Genomic DNA, 14,629 nt, shown 5'->3' with positions numbered 1-14,629 from the left:
TTATGGAGCAGGCGACGGACAGGCAAGCCTCGGCGGCCGACTCGCCGCTGGGGGAAGAGCAGCTCTGCCTGCGCGAGCTGAACGCCTGGTACGGCGAGTCCCATGTGCTGCATGGCGTCAACATGATGGTGCGGCGCGGTGAACTGGTGACCTTGCTGGGGCGCAACGGGGCCGGACGCAGCAGCACGCTGCGCGCGATCATGAACATGGTCGGCCGGCGCAGCGGCGAGATCCTCATCAAGGGGCAGGACAGCATGGGGCTGGCACCGCATCGCATCGCTCATCTCGGTGTCGGTTTCTGCCCAGAGGAGCGCGGCATCTTCGCCAGTCTGAGCGTCGAGGAGAATCTGCTGCTGCCACCGCTGGTCAAGAGCACAGGACATGACCAGGGCCGGAGCCAGGATCAGAGCCGGGGCATGTCGCTGGATGAGCTCTATGCCCTGTTCCCCAATCTGCATGAGCGGCGCACCAGTCAGGGCACGCGCCTTTCCGGTGGCGAGCAGCAGATGCTGGCGTTGGCGCGCATCCTGCGCACCGGGGCGGACCTGCTGCTGCTGGATGAGATCACCGAGGGGCTGGCGCCGGTCATCAACCAGAAGCTGGCCGAAGTGCTGATGATGCTGAAGGCGCGCGGCATGACCATCGTGCTGGTGGAGCAGAATTTCCGCTTTGCCGCCCCGCTGGCCGACCGTCATTACCTGATGGAGCACGGCACCATTCTGGAAGAGATCAGCGCGGCTGAATTGCCGGCCCGCCACGAATATCTGCACAAGGTACTGGGGGTCTGAGCTCCCGCTCGGGATGAGCTGCACAGGCTGGCCGCCATGCACGGCCTTTGCACTCGCCAATCTGAAGTCCGCACGTCTCGCCACAACAATCACAATATTGCCGGGTAATCCGGCTTGGAGATGTCATGCACGCCACCGCTTCATCCAACGCCACTGCTACATCCAGCGCCACCGCTTCATCCAACGCCACTGCTACATCCAGCGCCACCGTTTCATCCAGTGCCACCGTTTCATCCAGTGCCATCCCCGTCGCGTTACCGTTGTCACGCCGCATCACGGCGGCAACACGCCGGCGCCTGTTGCCGCTGTCCGCGCTCATGGTGGGATCACTGCTGTCGGCGGGAATCGCGCAGGCCGATATCAGCGACGGCGTGATCAAGATCGGTTACCTGGCCGACATGTCAGGCACCTATCGTGACCTGGCAGGCCCGGGCGGCCTCGATGCACTCAAGATGGCGGTCGAGGACTTCGGCGGCAGCGTCAACGGCATGCCGATCGAGGTATTGAGTGCCGATGACCGCAACAGCGCCGATGTCGGTGCCAATACGGTGCGCGGCTGGATCGATCAGCAGAATGTCGACATGGTCGCCGGGCTGGTGGCCTCATCGGTGAGCATCGCGGTGACGCGGATTCTCGCCGAACAGGACACGCTGGGAATCGTTTCCGGCTCGGCGGCTTCCAGCATCACCAATGAGCATTGCACGCCCAATCATGTCCACTGGGTGTACGACACCTATCCGCTGGCGCATGGCACGGCCAAGGCGATCGTCGATGAAGGCGGCGACAGCTGGTTCCTGCTGACCGCGGACTACGCCTTCGGTCATGCCCTGGAAGGCGATGTGGAAAAGGTGGTGAACGAGAACGGCGGCACCATCGTCGGCAAGGTACGTCATCCATTCCCGACCAGTGATTTCTCCTCCTACATCCTGCAGGCGCAGGGCTCCGGGGCCAAGATCGTCGGGCTGGCCAATGCCGGGTCGGACACCGTCAATGCGTTGACCACGGCGAGTCAGTTCGGCGTGGTGCAGGCCGGGCAGTCGCTGGCGGGGCTGCTGATCTTCCTCAACGACGTGCATGCCCTGGGGCTTGAGGTGGCGCAGGGGCTGCAGCTCACCACCGGCTGGTACTGGGACCTCAATGACGAGACACGTGCCTGGTCCCAGCGCTATCACGAGCGCAATGAGCGCATGCCGACCATGGTGCAGGCCGGTATCTACTCCAGCACCCTGCATTACCTGAATGCGGTCGCGGCCGCAGGTAGCGATGACACCGCCACCGTGCGCGCCAGAATGGGCGAGACGCCGGTCAACGACATGTTCGCCAGCAACGGCACCATCCGTGCCGATGGGCGCATGGTGCACGACATGTATCTGGTCAAGGTCAAGGCGCCCTCCGAGTCTCAAGGCGAGTGGGATGTCTATGACGTGATCCGCACCATCCCCGGCGCTGAGGCCTACCGACCGCTGGCGGACAGCCAGTGCGAGCTGGTCAAGGGCTGAAGCCGAACATCAGTCGAGTCGCTGAGGCGTATGACATGGCGCTGCCGGCCGGATGATCGGCAGCGCCGAGCAGCTGACGCGAATGGGCGCTGAAAAGGAATGGGCGGATGACCATGATTTTTGGAATACCCCTGATGGTGCTGTTCGGCCAGTTGATGCTGGGGCTGATCAACGGTGCCTTCTATGCATTGCTGAGCCTTGGGCTGGCGGTGATCTTCGGTCTGTTGCGCATCATCAACTTCGCGCATGGTGCCCAGTACATGCTGGGCGCCTTCGCGGCGCTGCTGGGAGCGCAATATCTGGGGCTCAACTACTGGACGGCGCTGATCGTGGTGCCGCTGGTGGTGGGCGCCCTGGGCATCGTGGTCGAGCGTCTGCTGCTGCGGCGCATCCAGCATCTTGATCACCTCTATGGCCTGTTGCTGACCTTCGGGCTGGCGCTGATCTTCGAGGGCACGCTGGTGAATCTGTTCGGCGTCTCGGGGTCGAGCTATCCGATCCCCGAGGCGCTGAGTGGCGGCTTCAAGCTGAGCTTCATGTTCCTGCCCACCTACCGCGCCTGGGTGCTGGTGGCGGCGTTGGTGGTCTGCTTCGGAGTCTGGTTCCTGATCGAGCGCACGCGTCTCGGTGCCTATCTGCGCGCGGGAACCGAGAATCCCGAGCTGGTGCAGGCCTTCGGCATCAATGTGCCCTTGATGGTGTCGCTGATCTACGGGCTCGGCGTGGCGCTTGCCGCCTTCGCCGGCGTGCTGGCCGCGCCCTTGTATCCCGTCTCGCCGACCATGGGCTCGAGCCTGCTGATCGTGGTGTTCGCGGTGGTGGTCATCGGCGGGATGGGCTCGATTCTCGGCGCCATTCTCACCGGACTCGCGATGGGGCTGATCGAGGGGCTGACCAAGGTGTTCTATCCCGAAGCTGCCAATACCGTGATCTTCGTGGTGATGGTGATGGTGTTGATGCTTCGCCCTGCCGGGCTGTTCGGAAAGGAGGCCTGACATGGCCGTACTGCAACAGGATCACCAGGCCGCGCGTGCAGGCAGCGCGCCGCGCAGAATCACCCCGCTGGGCACGCTGTATCTCGTGCTGTTCCTGCTCGGGTTGCTGGCACCCTGGGTCGCCTATCCCGTCTTTCTGATGAAGATTCTGTGCTTTGCGCTGTTCGCCAGCGCCTTCAATCTGCTGCTCGGCTTCGTGGGGCTGCTGTCCTTCGGGCATGCCGCCTTCCTGGCCACGGGCGCCTATATCACCGGCTTCCTGCTCGCGGAATACCCGGGCCTGAGTCCGACGCTGGGCATCGTGGCCGGTACGCTCGGCGCGGTAGTGCTGGGGACGCTGTTCGGGGCGCTGGCCATCCGGCGGCAGGGCATCTACTTCGCGATGATCACGCTGGCCCTGGCCCAGATGATGTTCTTCTTCTTCATCCAGGCGCCGTTCACCCACGGCGAGGATGGCCTGCATGGCGTGCCGCGCGGTGAGCTGTTCGGCATGTTCGATCTGGCGAACAACCACACCCTCTATTACTTCGTGTTCGCGATCTTCGTGGCGGCCTTTGCCCTGATCCGGCGCGTGGTGCATTCCCCCTTCGGTCAGGTGCTGAAAGCCATCCGCGAGAACGAGCCGCGAGCCATCTCGCTGGGCTATCACACCGATGCCTACAAGCTGGTGGCCTTCGTGCTGTCGGCGGGGCTGGCAGGCCTGGCGGGGGCGACCAAGACGCTGGTATTCCAGCTCGCCTCGCTGGGCGATGCCAGCTGGCACATGTCGGGAGAGGTGATCCTGATGACGTTGCTGGGCGGCGTCGGCACGCTGCTCGGGCCACTGGTAGGCTCCGGGCTGGTCATCGGGCTGCAACATCAGTTGGCGCAATCCGCGCTGGGCGATTGGGTCAGCGTGATTCTGGGCGCCATCTTCGTGGTCTGCGTGCTCAGCTTCCGCAGCGGCATCATCGGGGAATGTCAGCGCTGGATCGCGCGTCGTCAGCAGCGGGAAGAAAAATGAGCGGCGAGGGGGCGAGGGGCAAGAAGGAAAAGCGAGAAGCAAGATGGGAGGTCAGCAAGAAGAAGTGAGCGGCCCATCCTGTTCTAAATCAAAGAAATCAATGGCTTGTCGCTGTCTACAGGCATAAAAAAAGTCCACCCCAGATAGGGTGGACTTAAATGCCATTGTATATCGAGGGGGATACGCCGGTCCCGGATCCTCGACTCAGCAATGAGCACGCCATGCGAGATAGCCGCCATTTGCCATCTCGCTGTATAGATTGCATGCCCGATGCCAGTTTTTCAGTATCCTCAATAAAAACAGTGGCTTGAGATATTGATACCTGTTTTTGGGCTGCCAGCTGGCGGTCAGATGACTCGAGGCGTGCGCGCTGCTGGACGATTCATGGTGCGTTGCAGCATGGTTGTGCACCAAATATGTGCCGTTTTTCGAGCATATGCGTACGTCATCAATCACTTATGTGGCTTGCAGATGTGGTTTGCGGGTGTGGATAGCGCGTGTGGCTAGCAGGCATCGTCTGCCCGCTGGCACTGTATCTGTACCTCGCCGCCTGCCAGACACACAGGCCACACCGTCAAGGCAAGAGTGTCGTCGTCCAGGCATTGGCCATCACTGAGTCGATAGCGCTGCTTGTAGAGTGGCGAGATCACCAGTGGCTCTCCGGCGTGATCGCCCAGCAGGCCGCGGGCAATCACGTTGGCGCCTGACACCGGGTCATGATGGTCGATGGCGAACAGCGTGAGGTCATCGCTGTCGGCGGTGGCCGGCAGCGTGAACAGGGCGATCTGGCAGGCCTGGCCGTCCGCCTCAAGCCAGGCGGCGACGCCGGAGCCCGGTACCAGGTCCTCGCGCTGACAGAGTGTCACCCAGCGATGGGATGATGTCGCCGTGGCGGAGTGGGGCGATGCAGTGTTCCGTGTCGTGGCAAGTGCAGGCGATGTCATGAGCGTACCTCCGTGGCCAGGTGGGTCGTTGACTGAGGCTGATGTTCTGCCACTGCTTCGCGTGCGCCACCGTCGCTGATGATCAGATTGCCACTGGCCAGTTCATCGCGGCTGGCGGGGCGGATCTGGTCGCGCTCGACGATGTTGACCACGGCCGGGTCGGGGCGCTGGTCATTCACGTAATTGCGGAAGCGCTTGAGTTTCTCGGGACTCTTGAGGGCATTGGCCCATTCGCACTCGTAGCGGTCCACCACCTGCTGCATCTGCTCTTCCAGGGTCTCGCCGAGCCCCAGGCTGTCCTCGAGAATCACCTCTTTCAGATAGTCGAGGCCGCCTTCGAGGCCCTCGCGCCAGACGGAGGTGCGCTGCAGGCGGTCGGCGGTGCGGATGTAGAACATCAGGAAGCGGTCGATGGTGCGGACCAGGCTCTCTTCGTCTAGGTCGGTCGCGAACAGCTCGGCATGACGCGGGCGCATGCCGCCGTTGCCGCACACGTAGAGGTTCCAGCCGTTCTCGGTGGCGATCACACCGACATCCTTGCTCTGGGCCTCGGCGCACTCACGGGTACAGCCGGAGACGGCGAACTTGAGCTTGTGCGGTGAACGCAGGCCCTTGTAGCGGTCTTCCAGCGTCAGCGCCATCGCCATGCTGTCCTGCACGCCATAGCGACACCAGGTGCTGCCGATACAGGATTTCACCGTCCGGGTGGACTTGCCGTAGGCGTGGCCGGTCTCGAAGCCGGCGGTGATCAGCTCGCTCCAGATGTCCGGCAATTCATGCAGCTGGGCACCGAAGAGGTCGATGCGCTGACCGCCAGTGATCTTGGTATAGAGGTTGTAGCGCTTGCCGATCTCGCCGATGGCGATCAGCTTGTCCGGCGTGATCTCGCCGCCGGGGATGCGCGGCACCACGGAATAGGTGCCGTTCTTCTGCATGTTGGCCATGAAGGTGTCATTGGTGTCCTGCAGCGGGATGTGCGAGGACTCGGTGATCGGCGCGCTCCAGCACGAGGCCAGAATCGAGCCCACCGCCGGCTTGCAGACCTCGCAGCCCAGAGCATCGGGATGGCGGCCGTGGTTGGCCATCAGCTCGGCGAAGGTCTCGATGCCTTCGACGCGCACCAGCGAGTAGAGCTCCTGACGCGTGTGGGCGAAGTGCTCGCACAGTGAGCGGTCGACCTCGACGCCACGACTTTCCAGCTCGGCGTCCACCACCTTCTTGAGCAGCGCCGCACAGCCCCCGCAGCCGGTGCTGGCCTTGGTGCAGGCCTTGATGGCGCCCAGATCACTGTTGCCAGCATCGATGGCGCTGCAGACATCGCCCTTGGAGACGTTGTGGCAGGAGCACAGAGTGGCGCTGTCGGGCAGGGCATCCGCGCCCAGCGTGATGGCCTCGCCACTGGCATCCGGCAGGATGAGTGCCGCCGGGTCCTTGGGCGCCGCGATGCCATTGGTGACGTACTGCAGCAGGGTGTCGTAGCGCGAGTTGTCGCCGATCAGCACCGCGCCCAGCACCTGCTTGCGGTCCTGCGAGACGATCAGGCGGCGATAGACGCCATCGGCCTCGTCACAGTAGCGATAGCTGATCGCGCCCTCGGTCTTGCCGTGGGCGTCACCGATGGAGCCGACATCCACGCCCAGCAGCTTGAGCTTGGTGGACATGTCGGCGCCCTGGAAGCGGAAGCTCTCCTGAGAGGCGCTTGCCGCATCGCCAGCGCTGGCGGCCAGCAGGGACGCCACGCCGCGGGCCATCTGATAGCCCGGCGCGACCAGCCCGAAGATGCGCGATTGCCACAGGGCGCACTCGCCGATGGCGAAGATTTCCGGGTCCGAGGTGCGGCATTCGTCATCGATGATGATGCCGCCGCGCTCGCCGATCTCGAGGCTGGCGCTGCGTGCCAGCGCATCCTGAGGACGGATGCCGGCGGAGAACACGATCAGGTCGGTCTCCAGATATTCGCCATCGGAGAAGTTCATCCGCCACTGATGGTGCTCGCCGGGCACGATGTCGGTGGTGGCGCGATTGAGATGCACCCCCACGCCCAGCGCGGTGATGTGTTGCTTGAGCGCAAGGCCGCCATCCTCATCCAGCTGGACCGGCATCAGGCGTGGCGCGAATTCGACGACATGCGCTTCCAGGCCGAGTGACTTGAGGGCATTGGCGGCTTCCAGCCCCAGCAGGCCACCGCCGACCACCACACCGTGTGTCTTGCCATCGGCGGCAGCGCGAATCTGATCAAGATCCTCCAGGGTGCGGTAGACCAAACGATTGCTGGCAGCGGCCTCGCTTCCCGGCTCACCGAGGCCCTGGATGGGCGGCACGAAGGGGGTCGAGCCGGTCGCCAGCACCAGGCTGTCGTAGGGATAGCGCCCGCGCGGAGTGATGACATGGCCACCATCGCGATCGATCGCCGTCACGCATTCGTCCAGATGAAGCGTGATACCGGCGCTGGCGTAATCCTCGACGCTACCGAGCGCGAGAGATTCGGCATCACGCCCGGTGAAATATTCCGAGAGGTGCACGCGGTCGTAGGCGATATGGCGTTCTTCGCCGAAGACATGAATCTGGTAGTGCGCGGTGGCACCCAGTGCGATCAGCTGTTCGACGCAGTGATGGCCAACCATGCCATTGCCGATGATGATCAGGTGTTTCATGCGGCCTCCTCGAAGGTGTCAGGGGTGTTGTCGGTCTTGTCAGAATAAGTGTCTTGAGTGCCCGGCTTGCCGCTGGGGTCATCGGGCGCCGTCGGTGGGCCGTCCTGAGTCAGACGTGCGAGGGCTTCTGCCGGCATCAGCAGGAGGTCTTCGCGAATTCTGGTCAGTGGTATGCCGGCCTTGAGCGCTTCGAACAGGGCATTGCCGGCACTGACGTCGCCGTAGAGCACCACGCCGACCAGGCGCTCCTCGCGCAGCAGCAGTCGGCGGTAGTCGCCCAGGGCGTGGTCCTGATAGACCAGCACCTCGTCATTCGGCCGGGGGGCAAGCTCGCCGCAGCTATAGAGGTCGATGCCGCTGACCTTGAGTCGCGTCGCCAGTGGCGCATTGCGATAGGGAGGAGTCGGTTGCGCGAGAAGCTGGCGGGCGAGCACTTCGATCTGTGCCCAGATGGGCTCAATCAGGCCGAAGGTCTCGCCATCCACCTCACAGCATTCGCCCAGCGCATGAATGTGCGGATCACTCGTGAGCAGGTGGCCATCGACCTGGATGGCGCGCTGACAGGCCAGCCCCGCAGCATGCGCAAGCTCGATTTCGGGACGAATGCCGGTGGCGGCGATGGTCAATCCGGCGTGAAGTTCGCGGCCATCCTTGAGGCGCACGCCGGTGATGCGGCCCGCCGGGGTCTCGAGCCACTCTTCGAGATGCGCGCCAGTGATGATGTCGAGGCCACGCTCGCGAAGTTCCTGCTCCAGAAGTCCGGCCGCGACCTCATCCAGCTGACGGTTCATCAGGCGCTCGCTGCGCTGCAGCAGCGTCACCTCAAGACCCCCCTTGCGCAGGCCCTCGGCGGCCTCGAGCCCGAGCAGCCCGCCACCGATGACCAGTGCGCCGGCGCCCTCCCGCCGTCCGGCAAGGCAGGCGGCCTGCATCTGCTCGACATCCTTCAGATCGCGAAAGCCCATCAGCCCCGGCGGCCAGTCATTGGCGGACGACGACTCTGGCAGGTGAGCGGGTAGTGGCAGAGGCAGCGCCGGACGTGAACCGGTCGCGATCACCAGCCGCTGATAGGGGATGCGGCCACCGCTGGCGGTCTCGACACAGCGGGCGGCGCGATCGATCTGGCTGACGGGGTCGCCGCTGATCCGTGTGATGCCGTGCCGCGAGAACCAGTCGGCCTGCTGGCTGATCAGGCCTTCGGTTCGTGTCTCGCCGGCCAATAGCGGCGAGAGCTGAATGCGGTTGTAGGGGAGGTGGGGCTCCTCGCCGATCACCGTGACCGGCCAGGGCAGCTGCTGATCAGGGCTCAGCGAGACCAGCTGCTCCAGCAGCTTCTGCGCCGCCATGCCGTGGCCGATGATGACCAGTGCTGGCGTAGGCTCGCGGGTGAGAGGTGGTGCGTGCATGCTGCCTCCTTGCGCTGATGTTCTGACGCATGAAAAAGATGCATAAAAAAAGCGCCTGCTTGCCGCCGTGATGTTCACGACGTCAAGCAGGCGCCTTTGCCTGGAAGATGAGGGCTAATCATTGGATAGCGAGTTGCAGCGTCAGGTGACGATGTCGCTGTCACCCGCAACTGCGGCAGGTCTGGCGGACCGTTGGCTGCGGTATGTCACTCATTGGAGTGATGCGCTGCGAGACCTGCGATTCGGGGTCGTCATTGACCCAACCTGCCGATACTCAGGCGAATTCGGTGCCGCTTCAGAGAAAGTCGCTATTTTTCATTCACTTGCAGTTGCAGATGCTTGAGGCACTGTCCTGCCATGGCAGAGTCGGTCGCGGTTGTGGGAGGCATCAAGGCAGGGATTGGTGCAGTCGCATGCGCTGATGCACATGGCTGGTGCGTCAGCGGTGCCTGGCGCTGGCCGTCTCGCGCTGTTCGCCTCCTGCTTCGGTAGCTTATGACGGCCAAGTGATTGTTATTTCTGATGATTGGTCAGGGTTGGTCTGTTAAGTGCGTCTGTCAGGTCATTGGTGTGATACCTGATTGAAGGTTCGTGACTCCGCAAGCTTCACTGTTGCGAGACTCGCGAACCGGCCAACGGCGGCTCTTCAATCATGCATGCACGCCATGTCGACGTCTCGAAGACGAGATTGCGCACCCATCGGCATGACGAGACCGTATCCACCGTCAGTTTCCATTGTCAGTCTGCAGGGTAGACCAGGACTGACCACGACAGGCAAAGGCGCCTGATGACCGCACATTACGTGGCGGGTCATCAGGCGCTTTTTTCATGCTTACTGCACTAGGGAGTGATGTCGATGCAGGCCAGCAAGCCCCAGAGCACAAGTGAGTCTTTCCCCTGCAGCGCCTCGACGACCTGCCCGTATTGCGGTGTCGGGTGTGGCGTGTCACTTGAGCTGGAAACCCGGGTGCAGGAGGGCGGTGAGCTCAAGCGCCGGATCACCGCCGTCAGCGGCGACAACGACCATCCGGCCAATTACGGGCGTCTGTGCGTCAAGGGGTCTGCGCTTGCCGAGACGCTGTCACCCAGCGGCCGTCTGACGCAGCCTCAGATACGCGACGCCGCAGGCGTGCTGCGAGAGGTGAGCTGGGATACGGCGCTGGATCTGATCGCCGCTCGCTTCGGTGAGCTGCGCAGCACCCATGGTGGGGACAGCATCGCCGCCTATCTGTCGGGGCAGCTGTTGACCGAGGACTATTACCTCGCCAACAAGCTGTTCAAGGGCTTCATCGGCACGCCGCACCTGGATACCAATTCGCGGCTGTGCATGGCCTCGGCGGTCGTGGCGCACAAGCGTGCCTTCGGGGCAGACGCCGTGCCTTGCAGCTATGAGGATCTCGAGCGTGCCGAGCTGGTGGTGCTGGTCGGCAGCAATCTGGCATGGAACCACCCGGTGCTGTTCCAGCGTCTCAAGCAGGCACGTATCGACAATCCCTTGCTGCGTATCGTGGTGATCGACCCGCGGCTGACCGACAGCTGCGAGATCGCGGACCTGTATCTGGGTATTCGCCCCGGCAGCGACGCGCGCCTCTTCAATGGCTTGCTGGCCTATATGGCCGAGCGCGGACGCACCGACCGCCTCTATCTGAAGGCCCACACCCAGGGGTTCGATGCGGCGCTCAAGCAGGCGAAGCGTGACGACTGCTCGCTTTCCGCGATTGCGCGGGATTGCGATATCGATGTGGAGCGTCTCGAGACCTTCTATTACTGGTTCGCCACCCAGCTGCACGTGGTCACGCTGTTCTCCCAGGGCGTGAATCAATCGACCAGTGGCACCGACAAGGGCAATGCGATCATCAATTGCCATCTGGCGGGTGGCAAGATCGGGCTGCCGGGGGCGGGGCCGTTCTCCATCACCGGGCAGCCCAATGCGATGGGTGGTCGCGAAGTCGGTGGCCTGGCGAACCAGCTGGCGGCACATATGGATTACGACACGCCGGGTGCACGGGCGCTGGTCAGCGAGTTCTGGCAGGCGCCGAACTTGCCCGAGGGGCCTGGTCACAAGGCGGTCGAGCTGTTCGCGGCGCTGGGGCGGGGCGAGATCAAGGCGCTATGGATCATGGCGACCAACCCGGCGGTGAGCCTGCCGGATAGTGCACGAGTGCGTGCGGCGTTGGCGGCCTGCCCGCTGGTGATCGTCTCCGAGTGCATGGCCGACAGTGACACCCTGGCCTACGCCGACGTGGTGCTGCCGGCCAGCAGCTGGAGCGAGAAGGATGGCACCGTCACCAACTCCGAGCGCTGCATCTCGCGTCAGCGTGGCCTGCTGACTCCGCCGGGTGAGGCGCGTCATGACTGGTGGCAGCTGGCGGAGGTCGGCAAGCGCATGGGCTATCAGGAGGCTTTCGACTACTCGGGGCCCCATGCGATCTTCCGTGAACACGCTCGCCTCTCGGGGTTTCGCAATGCTGCGCCGCGTCTCAAGGCCGGTCGCAAGCCATCGGCGACTTCCTCGGTCAAGCGGCTGTTCAACATCGCGCCGCTGGCGGAGCTGGATCGCGCGGGGTACGACGCGCTCAAGCCGATCCAGTGGCCGGTACGCCGCGGGGACAAGGGCGAGCTGATCGGCACGTCGCGCCTGTTCGAGGATGCCACCTTCAATACCCCCAATGGGCGCGCACGGCTGGTGCCCGTGGTACCGCAGTTGCCGCAACAGGCGCTGAGCGATGCGGCGCCTCTGCGTCTCAATACCGGACGTATCCGTGATCAGTGGCACACCATGACGCGTACCGCGCGCAGTGCTCGCCTGATGAATCACCGGGCCGAGCCTTTCGTGGAGCTTCATCCGCAGGATGCGGCGGTTCGTGATTTGCAGGATGGCGATCTCGCGCAACTCAAGGGGCGTGATGAGCAGGGCGGGCTACGTGGGGATTATCGGGCTCGCGTGCGCATCAGCAGTGCTCAGCGTCGCGGAGAGGTGTTCATTCCGATGCACTGGAGTGACCACTTCGCGAGTCATGCCCGGGCCGGTGCGCTGCTGGCGGGTCTCGTTGATCCCTTCTCCGGTCAGCCGGAATCCAAGCATGGCGCGGTCGAAGTCGCGCCATTGCCATGCGAGTGGCAGGCCACCTTGTTGATCGCCCCCGCCATCCTGGCCGGGCGTGAGGATCTGGCGGATGCCGTGGCCCAGCTCGATGGGCGCTACTGGGCACGTATTCCGCAATCGGCATTGGTGCGCTACCAGCTGGCAGGTCAGGGTCAGCCGGATTGGCAGCATTGGTGCGAAAGCCATCTGGGTGTCCCGGCGGGGCTCTGGGCACAGGACGCCGCCCAGGGCGGCATCAGTGCAGCGGGCTTTCGTGACGAGCGCCTTGTCTGGTGGCTGAAGGTGATGCCGGGCGACGCACACCTCGATCGCCAACCCAATATTGCCTGGCTGGGCGAATGCTTCGCATCAGAGCAGCTCTCCGCGCATGAGCGGCGCAGCCTGCTGGCCGGCCGTCTCTCCGGGCAGGCGGACGTCGGGGCGATGATCTGCGCCTGCCATCAGGTCGGCGAGCTGACCATCCGTCAGGCCATCCAGTCCGGTGACGGTTCCGTGGAAGTCCTGGGCGCACGACTGGCCTGCGGCACTCGCTGCGGTTCCTGCCTGCCTGAACTTAAGCGTCTTGTGGAAGAGGAGCGATCCGATGAGCGGACTGATTCGTTGGAAATGGCGTGATCTGATGTCGGTATCCAGCAGTGCAGAGTCTCTCGTGATTCTCATGGCACGGCTGACCGACGGCCTGATGTCGCGGCGCGAGTGGCGTGGCGAGAATCGGCATGCGCCGACGCGCAGCGATGCCAACGGGATTTCTCCCGCCTGGGAGGCGTTTCTTCCGGGGCAGGTCGCGCTGGTGGGCGCGGGGCCGGGGGACCCGGACCTGATGACGCTCAAGGCATGGCGAATGCTGAATGCTGCGGATGCGGTGGTCTATGACCGTCTGGTCGGCGATGAGGTTCTCGCTCAGCTGCCGGTTCACTGTGAGCGCTATTACGTCGGCAAGGCCTGCGGCAATCATAGTGTGCCGCAGGATGAGATCGGCGCGCTGATGGTGCGCCTGGCGGGGGAGGGCATGCGAGTCGTGCGCCTCAAGGGCGGTGACCCCGGTGTCTTCGGCCGCATGGGGGAAGAGCTCGTGGCCCTCGATGATGCCGCCATCACGCGGCATATCGTGCCGGGCATCACCGCGGCTTCCGGTGCGGCCGCTGCCCTGGGAATGCCATTGACGGACAGGGCGCATGCGCAGCGTCTGCGCTTCGTGACCGCTCAGCTCTGCAGTAAGAGCGAGCAGCCTGAATGGCAGCAGTTGGCGCGTCGTGATGAAACGATTCTCTTCTACATGGGGCTCAATCGTCTCGAGGTGATCTGCGATGAGTTGCAGCGTCATGGACTGCCGGCGGACTGGCCGATGATGCTGGTCGCCAATGCCAGCCTTCCCGAGCAGCAGACCCTGCATGGCTCGCTCGGCAATATGGTGAGTCGTCTGGCCGAGCATCCATTGCCGACACCGTGCCTGATCATCGTGGGCAGTGTCTGCCAGATGGCGGCGGGGAGAGAGAGTGCATTGGCCGATGCCGTCGCACATGCAACGACTCACATGTCTTGCAGGGGCCCTGTAGAAGAGAAGCATGTTGAGAGGGTTGCATAGTGGAGGGCGTTTGATGGGGCAGTGCTGACAGCGTTTGTCGAGGAAGTGGGTATATAGTGGGCTCTCGTGTGATGTCTTTCGAGATGTCATCCTGATTGGTGCTAGAGAAACGCATGGACTCGCTTTGCACTCTTTTGGGCATTACTGCCAAAAAGCCCTTGCCATCACGCCGGTTCGTGCGTAAAGTACCCATCCGCTGCCGGGGACGCATGGCGTTACCAGCGGCGAAAGAGGTTTGCAGGTGATTGTTTTGTTTGATGTTTTTGAAGTCCGCTTCGAGATCATCGATTGACAATTCCGGGCGATTCGCTAGAATGTGCCGCACTCCTTACGGAACAGGTGATCGAGCAACGCTCCTCACCGCTTGATGATGCTTAGAGGCAGTCGACTGACTCATCATCAAGTGCTTGACTTCTCAAGCGTTCCGAGTAGAATATGCCTCCTCGCTTCACAGCGACGCTCTTTAAAAATTTGATCAGGTAATTCGTGTGAGCGCTTGCCGATGAGTGGTGACAAGGTCATCAAATATCGGAGCAAGCCTCTCACGAGAAGTTTGACTCTGAACCAAGTTTGGTCTGCTTAACAGACTATCAAGCTTTCAACTGAAGAGTTTGATCATGGCTCAGATTGAACGCTGGCGGCAGGCTTA

Annotated in this window: 9 protein-coding genes; 6 read left to right on the top strand and 3 right to left on the bottom strand. The window is 63.2% G+C overall.

The window, feature by feature from the left end; all coding sequences use genetic code 11:
* The first annotated feature begins 2 nt into the window (after positions 1-2).
* The 4 genes from NH396_RS12285 (at position 3) to NH396_RS12270 (ending at position 4,285) form a co-directional block, all read left to right on the top strand.
* On the top strand, positions 3-788 hold the full coding sequence (locus NH396_RS12285; protein WP_253064243.1) for an ABC transporter ATP-binding protein: 786 nt from the start codon (positions 3-5) through the stop codon (positions 786-788).
* A gap of 317 nt (positions 789-1,105) precedes the next feature.
* On the top strand, positions 1,106-2,287 hold the full coding sequence (locus tag NH396_RS12280) for an ABC transporter substrate-binding protein (protein WP_253064236.1): 1,182 nt from the start codon (positions 1,106-1,108) through the stop codon (positions 2,285-2,287).
* Positions 2,288-2,394: 107 nt separating this feature from the next.
* On the top strand, positions 2,395-3,282 hold the full coding sequence (locus NH396_RS12275) for a branched-chain amino acid ABC transporter permease (RefSeq protein WP_215823483.1): 888 nt from the start codon (positions 2,395-2,397) through the stop codon (positions 3,280-3,282).
* A gap of 1 nt (position 3,283) precedes the next feature.
* Entirely contained in the window at positions 3,284-4,285 is a 1,002-nt protein-coding gene (locus NH396_RS12270; RefSeq protein WP_253064058.1) for a branched-chain amino acid ABC transporter permease, read from the top strand.
* Positions 4,286-4,788: 503 nt separating this feature from the next.
* Here the strand turns inward: NH396_RS12270 and nirD are convergent.
* The 3 genes from nirD to NH396_RS12255 are packed head-to-tail and all read right to left on the bottom strand — an operon-like array spanning position 4,789 to position 9,289.
* Entirely contained in the window at positions 4,789-5,229 is a 441-nt protein-coding gene (gene nirD / locus NH396_RS12265; protein ID WP_253064057.1) for a nitrite reductase small subunit NirD, read from the bottom strand.
* Positions 5,226-7,883: a nitrite reductase large subunit NirB gene (gene nirB / locus NH396_RS12260; RefSeq protein ID WP_290441770.1), complete on the bottom strand. Its 2,658-nt coding sequence runs from the start codon at positions 7,881-7,883 to the stop codon at positions 5,226-5,228. Before nirB ends, nirD begins: the two co-directional genes overlap by 4 nt.
* A complete protein-coding gene (locus tag NH396_RS12255) occupies positions 7,880-9,289 on the bottom strand; it encodes an FAD-dependent oxidoreductase (protein ID WP_253064056.1) in 1,410 nt (469 codons plus the stop codon). Before NH396_RS12255 ends, nirB begins: the two co-directional genes overlap by 4 nt.
* Before the next feature lie 856 nt (positions 9,290-10,145).
* Between NH396_RS12255 and NH396_RS12250 the strand changes: the two genes are divergently transcribed.
* Positions 10,146-13,010, top strand: a complete 2,865-nt coding sequence (locus NH396_RS12250; RefSeq protein WP_253064054.1) for a nitrate reductase — start codon at positions 10,146-10,148, stop codon at positions 13,008-13,010.
* On the top strand, positions 12,979-13,980 hold the full coding sequence (cobA, locus tag NH396_RS12245) for a uroporphyrinogen-III C-methyltransferase (protein ID WP_253064052.1): 1,002 nt from the start codon (positions 12,979-12,981) through the stop codon (positions 13,978-13,980). Before NH396_RS12250 ends, cobA begins: the two co-directional genes overlap by 32 nt.
* Positions 13,981-14,629 lie beyond the last annotated feature (649 nt).

The sequence above is a fragment of the Cobetia sp. Dlab-2-AX genome (genome assembly GCF_024124625.1).
Lineage (GTDB): Bacteria > Pseudomonadota > Gammaproteobacteria > Pseudomonadales > Halomonadaceae > Cobetia.
The sequence above is the reverse complement of the archived record's forward strand: the minus strand, read 5'-3'. Positions and strand labels throughout refer to the sequence as shown.